Here is a 17230-nt window from a genome sequence, read left to right on the forward strand (position 1 = left end):
GTTTATTTTGTGACAAAGAAGGCATGATATGATGAGGGTACAAGACTTTTTTAAAGTTAGAATTTCAGAAGATAAGCTCTCAGCTGCTGTTATGGTTGCAGCTCCTCTTAAAGAGGATACGATTTGGCCTCGTGAAGAATGGGAAGTTTTTTTAAAAGAGGAAGGAGTGACCTTTGGGCAGATTGAAGAAAATATAGAAGCACTGGTGAATGATCCGGCTTCTGTTGATTTTCCACTTGAAATTGCCAGAGGCATTCCAGCAAAAGATGGGGCACCGGCCTATATTAAACCCGCATTGCAAAGAGAGAATACACCAATAAATGAGTCAAATGGAACAGTGAATTTAAAAAACGTATTTAATATTCCGATGGTTGAACAAGGCGATCTTGTTGGAGTGAAAGCAGCAGCCGAAAAAGGAACGTATGGAAGAACAGTAGATAATGAGAAGGTAAGTGCAAAAGACGGCCATGATTTTGTCCTTCGGCCGGGAAAGAATACAAGAATTAAAGGCAGCTCTATCTATGCGGTTTCCTCTGGCCAAGTCAGTGTTCAAAAAAAGACCATTCATGTGTATCCCTTGTATGAAATAAACGGCGACCTTGATATGAAAACGGGAAACATAGATTTCACCGGAAATGTGAAGGTCCGCGGCAATATACCTGCCGGCTTTGAAGTGAAGGCAAAAGGAGATATTAATGTACAAGGAACCGTAGAAGGCGCCACCCTTGAAGCGGAAGGTTCAATATTTATTGCTGCAGGAGTAACAGCTCAAAATAAAGGGTACATAAAAGCAGGGAAAGATGTTGAAACAACCTATTTAAACGAAGCAAAAGTACAAGCAGGCGGAAGCATCACTGTGAAACAAGCCATTATGCATAGTGATTGTGAAGCAGGAGGAAGCATTTATTGCAATCAAAGCAAAGGGCAGGTTATAGGTGGTAAAATATCAGCTGTTACTTCTATTGAAGTAAAAGAAGCCGGGAATGTAATGAATACGCCCACCTCTTTTTTCATCGGGCTTCCCCATAACTTGTTAAAAAAGCAGCGTGAATATGAAAGTACATTAATAGAAGCAAAAGAAGAAAGTCAAAAAATAAATCAGCTTATAAAAGCGTTGGAGAAAAAAGAAGAACACGAAGAATCTTTATCACCTAAAGAAACGGTAATGAAGCTAAGGGCTAGAAATACGCTAAAGGCCTGGAAAGAAAAAGCTAAAGATGCTGCTGAGGAATTAGAAGAAATGCAGGGGGTCCTTCAACAGGAAAATAACGGGAAAGTTGTCATTGAAGATAAGCTTCACCCCAATGTTGATTGTCATTTTGGTAAATACCGCAGAAAAATAAACACTACCTATTCGAGTATAAATATTCTCTTTGAAGCAGGAGAAATCATCTTGAGATAGTATAGACTATTTAATAAGCTTCGACCCAGAATAGGAGGCAAACTGATGAGTTGGAAAGCGGTTGAATTGCAGGTTGGGATTCCAAGAACTCAGGATGCCGGCAAAATTCAGAACAGCTTCAGCAGCGGGAGCAGGCGGCACAAGATAAAATGGCTTCAGAACAAGAGAAAGATCACGAAAAGAAACGAACCCAGGTTTCAAATAAAGAAGAAAGCAGTAAAAACCAATTTGAAAAACAAAAGCACGGACAGTCAAAAAAAGGAGCATATTTTACTTTTAGCAGAAAAAAATCAAAAGCGCAGAAGAAGAAAAAATAATAGATCATCCTTATAAAAGAAAAAAAGTTGACATAACAGGGTAGGAATTAAATATGACGATTTTTTTGTTAATCATCAGTATGGCTTTTCATTTGCTTACGTTTTTTCTGCTGATCCTATTTTTTCATCAGCAGCAAAGATTGAAAGAAGAACGGCGTGATCTCTATGGAATGCGAGAAGATATGGAGGAACTTTTAGAAAGCTATACGAAAGATATAAAAAAAGAAAACGAGGAGCTAAAGAGTCTTTTGGATAAAAGCAGCTCTTTTGGGGTTGACTCAGACCGCAATCCTTTTGCTGAGCAAACAAACCTGACCTCCCAAGCTGATCTGCAGGCAGAAGATAACGGTCAAAAGCCATCAAAAAAAGAATATATCTCTTCATCTCCTCCCAGGCCGGAAGAATACGTACCTCCCGTGCCGGAAAAGGGAAAAGAAAAGATAGAGCAATCAACTCAAGCACAAGTGTTATCGCTAGCTTCTCAAGGATACAGGAGAGATGAAATAGCAAAAAAACTGAATATGGGAAAAGGCGAAGTCGATTTACTTTTAAAATTTTATAATAAATAACGACAACAATCTTGCGTTGGGTTTTGTCGTATGGTATATTAATCCACGGTGTTATTACACACGCCTGGCTGATTTAAGCAAGCGGTGCCCAGTGAGAGGTTTTTGCTTGAATATGAAGCAGGCGGAGGAAAAAAACCTAAGGAGGAATAAAACATGGCTGTTATTTCCATGAAACAACTGCTAGAAGCAGGGGTTCACTTCGGTCATCAAACTCGCCGTTGGAACCCGAAAATGAGCCGTTATATCTTCACAGAAAGAAACGGCATTTACATCATCGACTTGCAAAAAACGGTTAAGAAAGTAGAAGAAGCATACAAGTATGTCCGCGATCTCGCTGCGGACGGCGGCAAAATTTTGTTTGTCGGAACAAAAAAGCAAGCGCAGGATTCTGTACGTGAAGAAGCTTTGCGTTCTGGAATGTATTACATTAACCAGCGCTGGCTCGGCGGAACGCTTACAAACTTTGCGACCATCCGCAAACGTATTGCGCGTTTAAAAGATATTGAGAAAATGCAGGAAGATGGAACGTTTGACGTTCTTCCTAAAAAAGAAGTAATGCTTTTGAAAAAAGAAATGGATCGTCTCGAGAAATTTCTCGGCGGTATTAAAGAAATGAATGAACTTCCGGACGCTATTTTCATCATCGACCCTCGTAAAGAGCGTATCGCGGTGGCGGAAGCTCATAAATTGAACATTCCAATCATTTCTATTGTGGACACAAACTGTGATCCTGATGAAATTGATAAAGTGATTCCTGGTAACGATGACGCTATTCGCGCTGTACGCCTGCTTACTTCTAAAATGGCAGACGCTGTTATCGAAGCTACTCAAGGAGCAGAAGAAACTGTTGCTGAGGAGCCTAAAGAAGAAACAGAAGAGAAGGAAGAAGAAACCCTTTCCTAATCTTCACAACATCCCTGCTTATGAGCAGGCAGCTATATGCTTAACCATAAAAGGGTGATAAAAGGGGCATGCCCTTTGTCACCCTTTTTCCTTGCATAAGTAAAATAGTTTTGAAAAGTTAAAACGGTACAAAGCAACCTTATAACAATTGGAGGAGGAATATTTCATGGCAATTTCGGCTAGTATGGTAAAAGAACTTCGTGAAAAAACAGGCGCAGGTATGATGGACTGCAAAAAAGCATTAACAGAAACGGATGGTAACATGGAAGAAGCAGTGAATTACCTTCGCGAAAAAGGAATCTCTAAAGCAGCTAAAAAAGCTGACCGCGTAGCAGCTGAAGGTCTTACTTATGTAACAAACGAAGGAAACAAAGCAGTAATTGTAGAAGTAAACGCAGAAACAGACTTCGTTGCTAAAAATGAAAACTTTCAAAACCTCGTACAAAAAATCGCAGGTTATTTGCTTGCAAAGGAACCAGCAGATGTTGAAACCGCTCTTTCTGGTGAGATTGAAAACGGTACGACGCTTGAAGGTTATATTAATGACCAAATTGCTAAAATTGGTGAAAAGATCTCTCTTCGCCGTTTTGAAGTTGTCCAAAAAGACGATAATGCAGCGTTTGGTGCTTACTTGCACATGGGCGGCCGTATTGGTGTTCTTACTGTATTAGACGGCACAACAGATGAAGATGTAGCAAAAGATATTGCAATGCACGTTGCAGCTATCAATCCAAGCTACGTTTCCCGCGACGAAGTACCAGCTGAAGAAACAGAAAGAGAACGTGAAGTGTTGAAACAGCAAGCTCTAAATGAAGGAAAGCCTGAAAACATTGTAGAAAAAATGGTAGAAGGCCGCTTAAATAAATTTTTTGAACAAATTTGCCTGCTTGATCAAGAATTCGTAAAAGATTCTGATCAAAAAGTTGATAAATATGTAAAAAGCAAAGGTGCTGCTGTTAAAACCTTCATTCGTTATGAAGTAGGAGAAGGAATGGAAAAACGAGAAGACAACTTCGCTGAAGAAGTTATGTCACAAGTGAAAAAATAAAAAACACATGACAGGGGCTTGAAGGCATAGCTGTCTCAAATGATATACAGCGGCGGTCTGGTGGCAGCATCAGGCTCCCACTTCTATTGAGAAGGACTGCCTTGGCCCCTTCTTTGTGCATGAAAAGGGACTGCTTTGGGTTTTGCAAAAGCAGCCCCTCTTTTTCATAGCGCCGGGAACTGATAAGCTTATCGAAAAGTCAACCGTATTCAATCTAGAAGTTGGCGATTAAACAAGCAACATAGTGTCTGGAAAGCATCACATTGGTTGAAGTGTTAACCATGAGCGTTGCGCTTAAGGAAAACGGGGGTTGAACATGGGTAAATATAACAGGGTAGTATTAAAATTAAGCGGAGAGGCATTAGCAGGACAGCAAGGATATGGTATTGACCCGGATGTTATCCAATCCATTGCCTCACAGATAAAAGAAATTGTAAAATTAGATGTAGAAGTAGCTGTAGTTGTCGGAGGAGGCAATATTTGGCGCGGTATGGCAGGAAGTTCGAAAGGGATGGACCGGGCAACAGCAGATTACATGGGGATGCTTGCAACAGTAATGAATTCTTTGGCTCTGCAAGACAGTTTAGAAGACAATGATGTGGAAACGAGAGTACAGACATCGATTGAAATGAGACAGGTTGCAGAACCTTACATACGCCGCAAAGCCATCCGGCACCTCGAAAAAAAACGCGTCGTTATTTTTGCCGCTGGTACAGGAAATCCATACTTTTCTACAGATACCACTGCAGCACTTCGTGCGGCGGAAATAGAAGCAGAAGTAATCTTAATGGCGAAAAATAAAGTGGATGGTGTGTATGATGCGGATCCATCTGTTGATGCCAACGCCAAAAAATACCAAGAATTAACGTATTTAGATTTATTAAACGGCGGATTGGGAGTGATGGACTCTACAGCTTCTACTTTATGCATGGATAACAATATTCCGCTGCTGGTTTTCTCTATTATGGAAGAAGGAAATATTAAAAAAGCGGTTCTAGGAGAAGATATTGGAACCGTAGTCAGGGGGAATGAATAATGGCGAAAGAAAAAATTCAAGAAGCAAATGAAAAAATGGGGAAATCTGTAGATGCCCTTTACAGAGAGCTGGCTACATTGAGAGCAGGTCGTGCCAATCCATCTATGCTCGACAAGGTAATGGTTAATTACTATGGTGCGGACACGCCTTTAAACCAGCTAGCTACTATTTCTGTTCCAGAAGCAAGACTTCTCATTGTTACTCCATTTGACAAATCCTCTATTGGTGACATTGAAAAAGGTATACAAAAAGCAGATCTTGGTTTATCACCAAATAATGATGGGGATGTTATTCGTATTAATATTCCGTCATTGACGGAGGAGCGTAGAAAAGAATTAAGCAAACTGGTTAAAAAGTATGCTGAAGATGCCCGTGTTGCTATACGAAATATCCGCCGCGATGCTAATGATGAATTGAAAAAACAGCAAAAAGAGGGCGAAATTACAGAAGATGAACTCCGCAGATACCAGGATGAAGTTCAAAAAGTAACGGACAAACATATTAATGCCGTTGACAAAGCAGCTGAAGATAAAGAGCAAGAAATTATGGAAGTTTAATGCAAATCACGTTACAATGAGAGCATGCTGATAAACCCTCTTCTTAGTCAGGAGGGTTTTTTTGCACCGTAAAAGAATGAGAATGCAGCATTGCTTTTGTATGCTGCACATACATAGAAACGTGAGACATTAATAAAGGCTGGTGCCCAGTTATGATTGATCGATTTTTTCATACTGAAGATGTAAATAGTGAAAACAACAATACACCGTTAGATCCGCATAATATACCAACACATATAGCTATTATTATGGATGGTAATGGACGCTGGGCAAAAAATAAAGGACTGCCTAGAATCGCCGGACACAGGGAAGGCATGAAAGTGATTAATAAGGTAGTGGAAAAAGCAGATGAACTAGGAGTTAAGTATTTAACACTGTATGCTTTTTCAACAGAAAATTGGAAGCGGCCAAAAACAGAAGTTGATTTTTTGATGAAACTTCCGGAAAGATTTTTATCAAAAGAATTACCGAAACTGCAAAAAAATAACGTTAAAGTGAGAATTATGGGTGATGAATCCCTTCTTCCTTCTCATACAGTCCAAGCTGTTAGAAAAGCAGTCGAAGAAACTAGTGATAATACAGGGCTATTATTAAATTTTGCCTTAAATTACGGAAGCAGGCATGAATTAGTACAAATGATGAAAAAGACTGGAGAAGACATTGCATCCGGCAGCATTAATCCCGAAGATATTGATGAAGAAATGGTTTCTAAACGCCTTTTAAGCAATGGACTTCCAGACCCCGACTTGTTAATACGCACAAGCGGAGAAATACGTCTTAGTAATTTTATGCTTTGGCAGCTTGCCTACAGTGAATTTTGGTTCACAGAAGTATTATGGCCTGATTTTAAGGATAAAGATTTAATAGAGGCTATTCATACCTTTCAACAGCGTAAAAGACGTTACGGCGGCGTATAAGGCGTATAAATTGGAGGATACAAGATGAAACAGCGACTAATCACAGGCATCATTGGTGCTATTGCATTATTAAGCATAGTTATTATCGGAGATACTGTCTTCACTCTAGCTATTGCCGCTGTAGCTTCTATAGCAATGTATGAGCTGCTTAAGATGAAACAAATAAAGCCTTTATCATTTATGGGAATCATTAGTTTAATAAATATGTGGATTTTACTTGTGCCTGCAGCTTGGATTGATATTCCGCTTCTTTTGCATGTATCAAAAGTGGAACTATTCTTAATGATGATTTTATTGCTTTTAGCTTTAACAGTCGTGACGAAAAATACTTTTACATTTGATGAAGCAGGGTTTGTTATCTTATCTTCTGTTTATATTGGATATGGATTTTATCATTTAATATCAGCCAGAAATTTAGAAGATATCGGACTCATCATGGTATTTTTAATATTATTTATTATTTGGGCAACGGACTCAGGAGCTTTTTTTGTTGGAAAAAAATGGGGCAGGCGCAAGTTATCTCCACATATCAGCCCTAAAAAAACGGTTGAAGGGTTTATCGGAGGAATTATTGCTGCTGCTATTGTCGGCGTGCTGTTTCATTCGTTTTTCCCTGTTTTTTCTTCGCTTTATACCCTGGCTGCTTTTATCATTGTTACATCGGTATTTGGACAGCTTGGGGATCTAGTTGAATCGGCATTGAAACGACATTATGCTGTGAAAGATTCAGGCAATGTTCTTCCAGGCCATGGAGGAGTTCTTGATCGGTTTGATAGTTTAATCTTTGTGATGCCGATCTTACACTTTTTACACTTTTTTGGCTAAGATGAAAACAAAACACGATAACCTATACATTTGAAGGAGCGTATCCATGAAAAAGATTGCATTAATTGGCTCGACCGGCTCGATTGGCACCCAGACGCTTGACGTTATCAGGCAGCTTCCAGACCACTTTTCTCTCATTTCTCTTGCAGCAGGCAGAAACGTCGATCTCGTGGTTGAACAAGTGTTAGAATTTCAACCGCGTATAGTAGCTATAGAACGTAAAGAAGATGCAGAGAAGATCAAACAGCAGGTCGGAGAAAATGTGAAGGTGTTTTATGGTAAAGAAGGTTTGATTGAAGCTGCTGTCGTGCAGGAGGCCGATTTTTTGATGAATGCTTTAGTTGGCAGTCTTGGCCTTGAACCGACGATGCAGGCAATAGAAGCGGGTTTAGATATCGGTATTGCCAATAAAGAAACTTTAGTAACTGCTGGTCATTTAGTAACGGAAAAAGCAAAAACATATAACGTAAATCTATTGCCCGTAGACAGTGAACATTCGGCGATCTTTCAGAGTTTGGAAGGGAATCGTTTGGAAGAAGTAGAAAAGCTGATTGTGACCGCTTCAGGAGGAAGTTTTAGAGACCGAACGCGTGAGCAGCTGAAAGGTGTATCTGTAGAAGATGCTCTAAATCACCCAAATTGGGATATGGGAGCAAAAATTACGATTGATTCAGCGACAATGATGAACAAAGGCTTTGAGCTCATTGAGGCACATTGGCTATTTAATATTCCTTATGATGATATTGAGGTTCTTCTTCATAAAGAGAGCATTATTCATTCGTTAGTCGAATATCGTGATAAAAGCGTTCTTGCTCAGCTTGGCACCCCGGATATGAGAGTTCCCATTCAGTATGCAATGTCTTATCCGGAAAGGCTTGAATTAAGAGATACGAACAGGTTAAACTTATGGAAAATAGGAAAACTTCATTTTGACAAGCCTGACTTTGACCGTTACCGGTGTTTAAGCTATGCTTATGAAGCAGGGCGTAAAGGCGGGACGCTGCCGACAGTTCTGAATGCTGCTAATGAAGAAGCAGTGAAACATTTTTTAGATGGGAAAATAACGTTTTTAGCAATTGAAAAACATATCGAAGAAGCATTAGAACGTCATCAAGTAATAAACAGCCCGGCCCTTGATACTATTTTAGAAGTAGATAAGGAAACAAGGGCTTATGTTAGCTCTCGAATAGGATGAAGGTGGGAAAAACGTGGATACATTAATTGCGATTATTATTATATTCGGTGTACTGGTAGCTGTTCATGAATGGGGACATTTGTACTTTGCTAAGAAAGCAGGAATTCTTTGCCGTGAATTTGCTATTGGTTTCGGACCGAAAATCTTCTCCACAAAGAAAAATGAAACTGTCTATACTATACGGCTCCTCCCTCTGGGCGGTTTTGTCCGCATGGCCGGGGAAGACCCGGAAGTGGTGCAGATAAAGCCAGGTTACGAAGTGGGGCTTGTTTTTAACCATCATAATAAAATCCGGGAAATTATAGTAAATAACAAATCAAAGCATCCAGAAGCTAAAATAGTGTCTGTGGAACGTATAGATCTCGAAGATCGCTTACAGATTGAAGCTTATACAGACGATGAAGATGGCCTGCAAACGTTTCATGTGGATGAAAAATGTGATTTGATTGTTGATGAAAAGCCTGAACAAATCGCGCCTCTAAACCGCCAATATGGCTCGAAAAAGCCATGGCAGAAAGCAGTTGCTATTTTTGCAGGACCGTTTATGAATTTTGCGCTGGCTTTTGTTATCCTTGTGGGTTTTGGATTAATTAGCGGTGTCCCTCAAGATGATGCGGTGTTAGGTGAGTTCACAGAAGACAGCCCGGCCAGAGAAGCTGGACTTGAAGAAGGCGATGAAGTCAGGTCGATAGAAGGAGAAGAAGTAAGCAGCTGGGAAGAAATGACAACTGCTATTCGAGAACACCCCAATGAAGAAATTACATTCGAAGTAGTGAGAAATGGTGACACGGTAACCGTTCCTGTTGAAACTGGCTCAAGATATGATGAAATGGCTGAACAGGAAGTTGGTATAATTGGTGTGGCAAGTGTAATGGCACACTCTCCTCTTGAAGCTGTCCAATATGGTGCGGCTCAAGTTTATCAAGTGAGCATGCTTATTTTTGATGTGTTAGGAATGATTGTGACAGGTGAATTTTCTCTAGATTATTTATCCGGCCCTGTCGGCATTTATAATTACACTGGAGAAGCAGCCTCACTCGGTATGGCAGTGCTTATTCAATGGGCGGCCATGCTAAGTGTCAATCTGGGGATTGTGAATTTACTTCCGCTGCCTGCACTAGATGGAGGAAGGCTGTTATTTATTTTTGCAGAAGCAGTGCGAGGGAAACCAATTGATCCTCAAAAAGAAGGAATGATCCATTTTATTGGGTTTGCCCTGCTCTTTTTGTTGATGCTGGTGGTCACCTGGAATGATATTAATAAATTCTTTATGTAGGTGCTATTCCATCAAATTTTTTTGTCGTAATAATTTTAGAAAGAGGGTTCTTCGTTTATGAGACAGCAATTATTTTTTAGTCCTACTATGAGAGAGGTTCCCCAGGGGGCGGATATACCAAGTCATCAGCTGATGCTTAGAGCTGGTCTTATTCGTCAGACTGCCTCAGGGATATATTCTTATCTTCCATTGGGATGTAAAGTACTGCGTAAAGTCGAACAAATTATTCGCGAGGAAATGGACAGAGCTGGCGGCCAGGAATTATTAATGCCTGCTATTCAGCCCGCAGAATTGTGGGAAGAATCAGGGCGGCTGGATGATTACGGACCAGAGCTTATGCGGCTGAAGGACAGGCATGAAAGAGATTTTGTTCTTGGGGCCACTCACGAAGAAGTTATCACCAGTCTTGTTCGCGATGAAGTAACTTCCTATAAAAAGTTGCCTATGAATTTGTATCAAATTCAAACAAAATATCGGGATGAACGCCGGCCAAGATTTGGTGTGCTTCGCTCTCGTGAATTTATAATGAAAGATGCTTATTCTTTTGATACAGATAAAGACGGACTTGATAAAAATTACAAAGCTATGTATGAAGCGTACACAAACATATTTAAACGTTGTGGTTTAGATTTTCGAGCTGTAAAAGCTGATGCAGGGGCAATTGGCGGAAAAGGCGGCACCCATGAGTTTATGGTGCTTTCTGATGTTGGTGAAGACACAATCGCTTACTCTGATGCCTCTGATTATGCCGCCAATATTGAAATTGCTGATTTGCCGGATATGTACGAAAAAGCAGAAGCACCGTTTGAAAACATACAAGAGATAGATACTCCAGAGATGAAAACAATTGAAGATTTGACGACTGGATTAAACACTAAGAGCAGCAGCTTATTAAAATCAGTTCTCTTTCTTGTAGATGAAAAGCCTGTATTGATTGTTTGCCGTGGCGACCATGAGATTAATGAAATAAAAGTAGCGAATGCTTTTGAAGCAGATAATGTGGCATTAGCGGATGAAGAAGACATCAGGCGCATTATGGGGACAGAAGCAGGTTTTATCGGACCGGTAAACGCTCCGGAAGAAGTTACGATTGCTTGTGACTATGCCGTGAAATCTGTAAAAGAAGGAATATGCGGGGCAAATCTAGTAGACAAGCATTACCAAAATGTGCATCCGGACCGCGACTTTAAAGTAGAGACATACGGGGATTTTAGATTAGTGCAGGAAGGGGATCCGTCTCCTGATGGCAAAGGGACGATTCAGTTTGCTAAGGGAATAGAAGTCGGGCACGTTTTTAAATTAGGAACAAAATACAGTGAAGCTCTCAGCGCTGTTTATTTAGATGAGAACGGCCGGTCGCAGCCCATTATTATGGGATGTTACGGCATTGGTGTAAGCAGGACCATTGCAGCGATTGTGGAACAGCACCATGATGATAATGGATTAATTTGGCCAAAGGCTGTTGCGCCGTTTGATTTGCATTTGTTAGTGTTGAATCCAAAACAGGAAGAACAGTACGAGCTCGGTGAAGCATTATATGAAAAGCTGAAAAATGAAGGATATGATGTGCTTTACGATGATAGAAAAGAACGGGCGGGCGTGAAGTTTAAGGATTCTGATTTGTTTGGACTTCCAGTACGAATAGCTTGCGGTAAAAAAGCCGGTGAAGGAATTGTCGAGGTAAAAACGAGAAGAGATGGCAGCATGAAAGAAGTTCACGTAGATGACCTGCCTTCCTATTTAGCTTCCTTAGAAAAAGAATTATTTTGATAAATGCAAGAAGGCTGTTTTCAAGGCTCCGTTTCAGAGCCTTTTCAAAACAGCCTTTTTGTTACTAAATTAATGTTTAAATAAGATCCCGTACTAAAATGTACTCTTATTAAAGCCTGGTGTATCAGGCATATATGTTTTTTAATATGGGGGAGGATGACTTTATTATGAGCACCGAGGAAAACCAAATTAGAAGAGATAGATTTCAATTGCTCCTTCAACAAATCATGATGCCAGAAGATGTAATCGACAACCATTTTAAAGAGGGGAAAGTTGATAAATTAACAATATGGAAAGATGAAAAGAAATGGCATTTTCGCTTCACGTTGTTAACCCCTCTTCCATATGAAGTTTTTGTACAGTTGGAAGAAAGAATTTCCAGAGCGTTTCAGCAAATTGCTTCTGTGCAATTTTCTATTATGTATGAAAATGAAGCACTATCCCCTGCAGCAATCCCTTCTTATTGGCCATCTATTATTAGCAGGCTGGAGGGTATTGCCCCTTACGTAAGGCAGCGATTAAACGGAACAGCTCCCTCTGTTACAGGGAACAAGTTAACGATTGCTTGCAAAAATGAAGCAGAAGGCGCCGCACTGGAGCGCAGACTCCATGAACCTTTAAATAGAATTCTGGCTGACTTAGGGTTTCCTCCTTGTCAAATGGAAACGGAAGTGAAAACGTCTGCAGAAGAAATTGCCCAATTTGAGGAAAAAAAGAAGCAGGAAGACCGCTCCAAAGTAGTAGAAGCGATGATGGAAAAGAAAAAGCAGGAGCAGCAGGCTCAGGAAGAAAATAAAGTTAAAACCCTGCAAATTGGTTATCCAATAAAGGATGAACCGGTGCCGCTCGAAACGATTCAAGAAGAAGAAAGACGAATAACTGTTCAAGGCTACGTTTTTGAAGCTGAAACAAAAGAATTACGCAGCGGCAGAACGCTGCTGACATTTAAAATTACCGATTATACCGATTCTATATTGGTGAAAATGTTTTCTAGAGATAAAGAAGATGTGCCGCAGTTTGAAGCTTTGAAAAAAGGAATGTGGCTGAAAGTGCGCGGCGGAGTTCAAAACGATACATTCGTTCGCGACCTTGTAATGATTGCTAATGACGTCATTCAACTTCAACCGGAGGTTCGTACGGATGAAGCAGAAGAAAAAAGGGTGGAACTGCACGCCCATACTGTGATGAGCCAAATGGATGCCACTGTTACGGCTTCTCAGTACGTAGAAAAGGCAGCCGAATGGGGGCATGATGCTGTAGCTATTACAGATCATGGGGTAGTGCAAGCTTTTCCGGAAGCTTATAGTGCGGCGCAAAAGCATGGAATGAAAGTGCTGTACGGAATGGAAGCCAATCTCGTAGATGATGGTGTACCAATTGCTTATAATGAAGCAGATAGAAACCTGTATGATGACACTTATGTTGTATTTGACGTAGAAACAACCGGCCTTTCTGTCGTTTACGATACCATCATTGAGTTAGCGGCAGTAAAAGTAAAAGACGGAGAAATTGTAGATCGATTTGAATCTTTTGCCAATCCACATGAAAAGTTGTCAGATACAATAATAGATCTGACAGGTATAACCGATGATATGCTCGAAAGTGCTCCTGAAGTGGATGCGGTTTTAAAAGATTTCAAGGAGTTTACAGGGGATGCTGTACTTGTTGCTCACAATGCCAGCTTTGATATGGGTTTTTTAAATGAAGGATATAAGAAAGCAGGCCTGGATACAGCGGAAAATCCAGTAATCGATACGTTAGAACTCGGTCGTTTTCTATATCCGCAATTAAAAAATCATCGTCTAAATACGCTTTGTAAAAAGTTTGACATCGAACTTGTCAGTCACCACCGGGCCATTTACGATGCAGAGGCGACAGGCTATTTGTTGTGGAAAATGGTAAAAGACGCGATCGAAAAAGGAATTAACCACCATTTTGAGTTAAATAAAAATATGGGACAGGGTGATTTTCACCGACTCCGGCCGTCTCATTGCACTTTAATTGCTGAAAACCAAGAAGGGTTAAAAAATTTATATCAATTGGTCTCTATGTCTCATATTGATTATTTTTTCAGAACGCCTCGTATTCCGCGTTCCAAACTGCAAAAACACCGCAAAGGTATTTTAGTAGGCTCAGGCTGTGACAAAGGAGAAGTCTTTGAGACAATGATGCAAAAATCAGGAGAAGAGGCAAAGAAAGCGGCTGAGTTTTATGACTATCTAGAAGTTCAGCCTCCTGATAATTACGCCCACCTCGTCGAAAAAGAATTACTTCGAAACGAGGATGCCGTATATGACGTTATTAAAAAAATCACGGCACTTGGTGAGGAATTGGGAAAACCAGTCATTGCCACTGGAAATGCCCATTATATAGAGCCTGAAGATCATATCTACCGTAAAATTTTAATTGCATCACAGGGCGGAGCAAATCCATTAAATAAACAAACGCTGCCGCAAGTTCATTTTAAAACAACAAATGAGATGTTAGAGAGTTTTTCATTTCTTGAAGCAGAAACTGCTCGAAAAATAGTTATTGAAAATTCCAGAGAGCTTGCTGACCGCGTTGAAGAAATACACCCTATACCAGAAGATTTGTATACTCCAAATATTGAAGGATCCGACCAGGAAATCCGCGACATGAGTTACGGAATGGCTAAAAGTATTTACGGAGATCCCTTGCCGGACATTGTAGAAAAAAGGCTCGAAAAAGAGTTGGAAAGTATTATAGGGCATGGATTTGCTGTCATTTACTTAATCTCTCAGAAACTCGTAAAAAAATCCTTAGATGACGGCTATCTGGTAGGTTCACGAGGATCAGTAGGGTCATCGTTTGTAGCAACGATGACAGAAATTACGGAAGTAAATCCGCTGCCGCCTCATTACGTCTGCCCATCGTGCCAGCATTCATATTTCTTTAATGACGGTTCTGTAGGTTCTGGGTTTGACCTGCCGGATAAGGATTGCGAAAAATGCGGAACACCTTATGTGAAAGACGGACAAGATATTCCGTTTGAAACGTTTCTTGGATTTAAAGGGGACAAAGTACCGGATATTGACTTGAACTTTTCTGGAGAATATCAGCCAATTGCACATAACTATACGAAAGAACTTTTTGGAGAAGACAGCGTATATCGTGCGGGTACTATAGGTACAGTGGCTGATAAAACAGCGTATGGTTTCGTGAAAGGATATCAAAGCGATTTGGACATTCATTACCGCGGTGCAGAAATAGATAGGCTTGTCTCTGGGTGCACCGGTGTGAAGCGGACTACAGGACAGCATCCCGGCGGAATCATTGTTGTACCAGACGAATATGACATTCATGATTTCTGTCCAATTCAGTACCCTGCTGATGATAAAGGATCAGAATGGAGAACCACGCATTTTGACTTTCATTCCATTCATGACAATTTATTAAAGCTGGACATACTAGGACACGACGACCCCACTGTTATTCGTATGCTTCAAGACCTGAGCGGGATCGACCCAAAAACAATACCAACCGATGACGAAGAGGTTATGAAAATATTCAGCGGACCGGAAGTTCTTGGCGTCACTCCAGAACAGATCCTATGTAAAACAGGAACTTACGGCATACCAGAATTCGGCACCAGGTTTGTTCGGCAAATGCTGGAAGAGACAAATCCAAGTACGTTTTCTGAACTTGTTCAAATTTCCGGTTTGTCACACGGGGCCGATGTTTGGCTTGGCAATGCCCAGGAACTTATCCAAAGCGGGACGTGTGAATTAAAAGATGTGATCGGCTGCCGTGACGATATTATGGTATACCTCATTTATAAAGGAGTAGAGCACTCTCTGGCTTTTAAAATCATGGAATTTGTTCGAAAAGGCAGAGGGCTGCAGGAAGAATGGGTAGAAGAAATGAAAAAACACGGCGTTCCGGATTGGTACATTGAATCGTGTTTAAAGATCAAATATATGTTCCCGAAAGCTCACGCTGCAGCTTATGTGTTGATGGCCGTTCGTATAGCTTATTTCAAAGTACATTATCCTATATTGTTTTATGCTGCATATTTCACCGTTAGAGCTGATGACTTTGATTTGGGAACGATGGTGAAAGGAGCGGCTTCTATCCGGTCGAGAATTGAAGAGATTCAAGCGAAAGGTCTGGATGCCTCACCGAAAGAAAAAAGTTTGGTGACGGTATTAGAGCTAGCTCTTGAAATGTGTGAAAGAGGCTTTACATTTCAAAAAGTAGATTTATACTGTTCCAAAGCAACAGAATTTGTCGTTGATGGAGACAGTTTAATCCCGCCGTTTAACGCTCTCGACGGGGTAGGGACTAATGCAGCCATTAATATTGAAAAAGCACGAGAAGACGGCGAATTTTTATCTAAAGAAGATTTGCAGCAGCGGAGCAAAGCAACGAAAACAGTCATTGAGCATTTAGATTTACATGGTTGTCTCGAAGGATTGCCGGATTCTAATCAGCTCTCTCTTTTCTAAGAGCTGTTGTGTTTTGACGAAAGCAAGTTTGTTGCATTCTATGGCAGAGTGTGGTAGTCTTTTTTGTGGATACTCAAATAAGCACGGCCGGCAAAGAGTGGGTTATTACCCACTCTTTCGTTTGCACTTATAGGACTGTTTTTACCCTTATCGATTATACACATGGAAAATTTTAATTTGATCTATACTAAGAAAAGAAGTAATGGTTGTAAGAAGATAAACATAGCGCAGGGGAACAGCTCAGCGTCCAATTAAGGGCGCTTCAGCTTTTCTAATAAGGTAAGAAAATATATAATTTTGTGCTTTGTGTCTAGCTTCAACGCCCAGCCTCTCGGGGTTAAATAACCTCCAGTCATTAAAGGCAAAAAACGACTTTATTGCCTGGAGAACATTTACCTGTCGAGGCTGATCAGGGCGCTTCCGCTTTTCTAATAAGGAGGTAAGTGATGAGCGAGAGAATAAAAGATACAACATCCAGGCTGGCACAGCCTATCTTAGAAGAAATGAATTTAGAACTAGTTGATGTGGAATACAAAAAAGAAGGGAAAAACTGGTTTCTGCGCGTATTTATAGATGGAGAAAACGGCGTAGATATTGAAGACTGCGGCAAAGTAAGCGAACAGCTCAGTGAAAAGCTTGATGAAGAAGACCCTATTCAAGGCATGTATTATCTAGAAGTGTCTTCTCCAGGCGCTGAACGCCCGTTGAAACATGAAAAAGACATTGTCCGTTCTATTGGTAAGCATGTATATGTAACTACCTATGAAGCCATTGACGGAGAAAAAGCATTTGAAGGATTACTAAAAGACTTTGATGGTGAAACATTGACTATCGAAGGAAAAGTGAAGCAAAAAACGATAACGTATGCTGTACCTTACAACAAGGTGGCAAAAGCAAGACTTGCTATCCAATTTTAAGAGGATGCCGAAACTGAAGAGAAAACGGCCAA

14 protein-coding genes are annotated in these 17230 nt (G+C 40.5%); all 14 read left to right on the plus strand.

The features are described from left to right. Positions 1 to 28: 28 nt before the first annotated feature. The 14 genes from ACE1TI_RS02375 (at position 29) to rimP (ending at position 17198) form a co-directional block, all read left to right on the plus strand. Positions 29 to 1402 (plus strand): flagellar assembly protein A, encoded by a 1374-nt coding sequence (locus ACE1TI_RS02375; RefSeq protein ID WP_375005968.1) that lies wholly within the window; start codon positions 29 to 31, stop codon positions 1400 to 1402. 149 nt (positions 1403 to 1551) lie between these two features. Further along, a complete protein-coding gene (locus ACE1TI_RS02380) occupies positions 1552 to 1719 on the plus strand; it encodes a hypothetical protein (RefSeq protein ID WP_375005969.1) in 168 nt (55 codons plus the stop codon). A 53-nt stretch (positions 1720 to 1772) separates the two neighbouring features. After that, positions 1773 to 2288 (plus strand): DUF6115 domain-containing protein, encoded by a 516-nt coding sequence (locus ACE1TI_RS02385; RefSeq protein WP_375005970.1) that lies wholly within the window; start codon positions 1773 to 1775, stop codon positions 2286 to 2288. A 153-nt stretch (positions 2289 to 2441) separates the two neighbouring features. Then, complete coding sequence (gene rpsB / locus ACE1TI_RS02390) at positions 2442 to 3191, plus strand: 30S ribosomal protein S2 (RefSeq protein WP_375005971.1); 750 nt, start codon at positions 2442 to 2444, stop codon at positions 3189 to 3191. Positions 3192 to 3357: 166 nt separating this feature from the next. Continuing rightward, a complete protein-coding gene (gene tsf / locus ACE1TI_RS02395) occupies positions 3358 to 4239 on the plus strand; it encodes a translation elongation factor Ts (protein ID WP_375005972.1) in 882 nt (293 codons plus the stop codon). 316 nt (positions 4240 to 4555) lie between these two features. Continuing rightward, positions 4556 to 5275 (plus strand): UMP kinase, encoded by a 720-nt coding sequence (gene pyrH / locus ACE1TI_RS02400; RefSeq protein WP_375005973.1) that lies wholly within the window; start codon positions 4556 to 4558, stop codon positions 5273 to 5275. After that, on the plus strand, positions 5275 to 5832 hold the full coding sequence (gene frr / locus ACE1TI_RS02405; protein WP_375005974.1) for a ribosome recycling factor: 558 nt from the start codon (positions 5275 to 5277) through the stop codon (positions 5830 to 5832). The genes pyrH and frr overlap by 1 nt, the downstream gene beginning before the upstream one ends. A 152-nt stretch (positions 5833 to 5984) precedes the next feature. Continuing rightward, entirely contained in the window at positions 5985 to 6749 is a 765-nt protein-coding gene (locus tag ACE1TI_RS02410; protein ID WP_375005975.1) for an undecaprenyl pyrophosphate synthase, read from the plus strand. A 24-nt stretch (positions 6750 to 6773) separates the two neighbouring features. Then, positions 6774 to 7574: a phosphatidate cytidylyltransferase gene (locus ACE1TI_RS02415; protein WP_375005976.1), complete on the plus strand. Its 801-nt coding sequence runs from the start codon at positions 6774 to 6776 to the stop codon at positions 7572 to 7574. A 46-nt stretch (positions 7575 to 7620) separates the two neighbouring features. Next, complete coding sequence (locus ACE1TI_RS02420) at positions 7621 to 8769, plus strand: 1-deoxy-D-xylulose-5-phosphate reductoisomerase (protein WP_375005977.1); 1149 nt, start codon at positions 7621 to 7623, stop codon at positions 8767 to 8769. Between the two features lie 13 nt (positions 8770 to 8782). Beyond that, positions 8783 to 10045, plus strand: coding sequence for an RIP metalloprotease RseP (gene rseP, locus ACE1TI_RS02425; RefSeq protein WP_375005978.1), 1263 nt, complete (start codon positions 8783 to 8785; stop codon positions 10043 to 10045). A 57-nt stretch (positions 10046 to 10102) separates the two neighbouring features. Next, on the plus strand, positions 10103 to 11815 hold the full coding sequence (locus ACE1TI_RS02430; RefSeq protein ID WP_375005979.1) for a proline--tRNA ligase: 1713 nt from the start codon (positions 10103 to 10105) through the stop codon (positions 11813 to 11815). A gap of 167 nt (positions 11816 to 11982) precedes the next feature. Continuing rightward, positions 11983 to 16281, plus strand: coding sequence for a PolC-type DNA polymerase III (locus tag ACE1TI_RS02435; protein ID WP_375005980.1), 4299 nt, complete (start codon positions 11983 to 11985; stop codon positions 16279 to 16281). 446 nt (positions 16282 to 16727) lie between these two features. Further along, a complete protein-coding gene (rimP, locus tag ACE1TI_RS02440; protein WP_375005981.1) occupies positions 16728 to 17198 on the plus strand; it encodes a ribosome maturation factor RimP in 471 nt (156 codons plus the stop codon). Positions 17199 to 17230 lie beyond the last annotated feature (32 nt).

The sequence above is a fragment of the Alteribacillus sp. JSM 102045 genome, from assembly GCF_041949975.1.
In the GTDB taxonomy this organism is placed as follows: Bacteria; Bacillota; Bacilli; order Bacillales; family Marinococcaceae; genus Alteribacillus.

Coding starts and splice junctions, on each gene's coding strand:
- frr (WP_375005974.1), top strand. CDS start 5,275: ATGGCGAAAGAAAAAATTCAAGAAGCAAATGAAAAAATGGGGAAATCT.
- ACE1TI_RS02410 (WP_375005975.1), top strand. CDS start 5,985: ATGATTGATCGATTTTTTCATACTGAAGATGTAAATAGTGAAAACAAC.
- rpsB (WP_375005971.1), top strand. CDS start 2,442: ATGGCTGTTATTTCCATGAAACAACTGCTAGAAGCAGGGGTTCACTTC.
- ACE1TI_RS02420 (WP_375005977.1), top strand. CDS start 7,621: ATGAAAAAGATTGCATTAATTGGCTCGACCGGCTCGATTGGCACCCAG.
- ACE1TI_RS02415 (WP_375005976.1), top strand. CDS start 6,774: ATGAAACAGCGACTAATCACAGGCATCATTGGTGCTATTGCATTATTA.
- rimP (WP_375005981.1), top strand. CDS start 16,728: ATGAGCGAGAGAATAAAAGATACAACATCCAGGCTGGCACAGCCTATC.
- tsf (WP_375005972.1), top strand. CDS start 3,358: ATGGCAATTTCGGCTAGTATGGTAAAAGAACTTCGTGAAAAAACAGGC.
- ACE1TI_RS02375 (WP_375005968.1), top strand. CDS start 29: ATGATGAGGGTACAAGACTTTTTTAAAGTTAGAATTTCAGAAGATAAG.
- pyrH (WP_375005973.1), top strand. CDS start 4,556: ATGGGTAAATATAACAGGGTAGTATTAAAATTAAGCGGAGAGGCATTA.
- ACE1TI_RS02430 (WP_375005979.1), top strand. CDS start 10,103: ATGAGACAGCAATTATTTTTTAGTCCTACTATGAGAGAGGTTCCCCAG.
- ACE1TI_RS02380 (WP_375005969.1), top strand. CDS start 1,552: ATGGCTTCAGAACAAGAGAAAGATCACGAAAAGAAACGAACCCAGGTT.
- ACE1TI_RS02435 (WP_375005980.1), top strand. CDS start 11,983: ATGAGCACCGAGGAAAACCAAATTAGAAGAGATAGATTTCAATTGCTC.
- ACE1TI_RS02385 (WP_375005970.1), top strand. CDS start 1,773: ATGACGATTTTTTTGTTAATCATCAGTATGGCTTTTCATTTGCTTACG.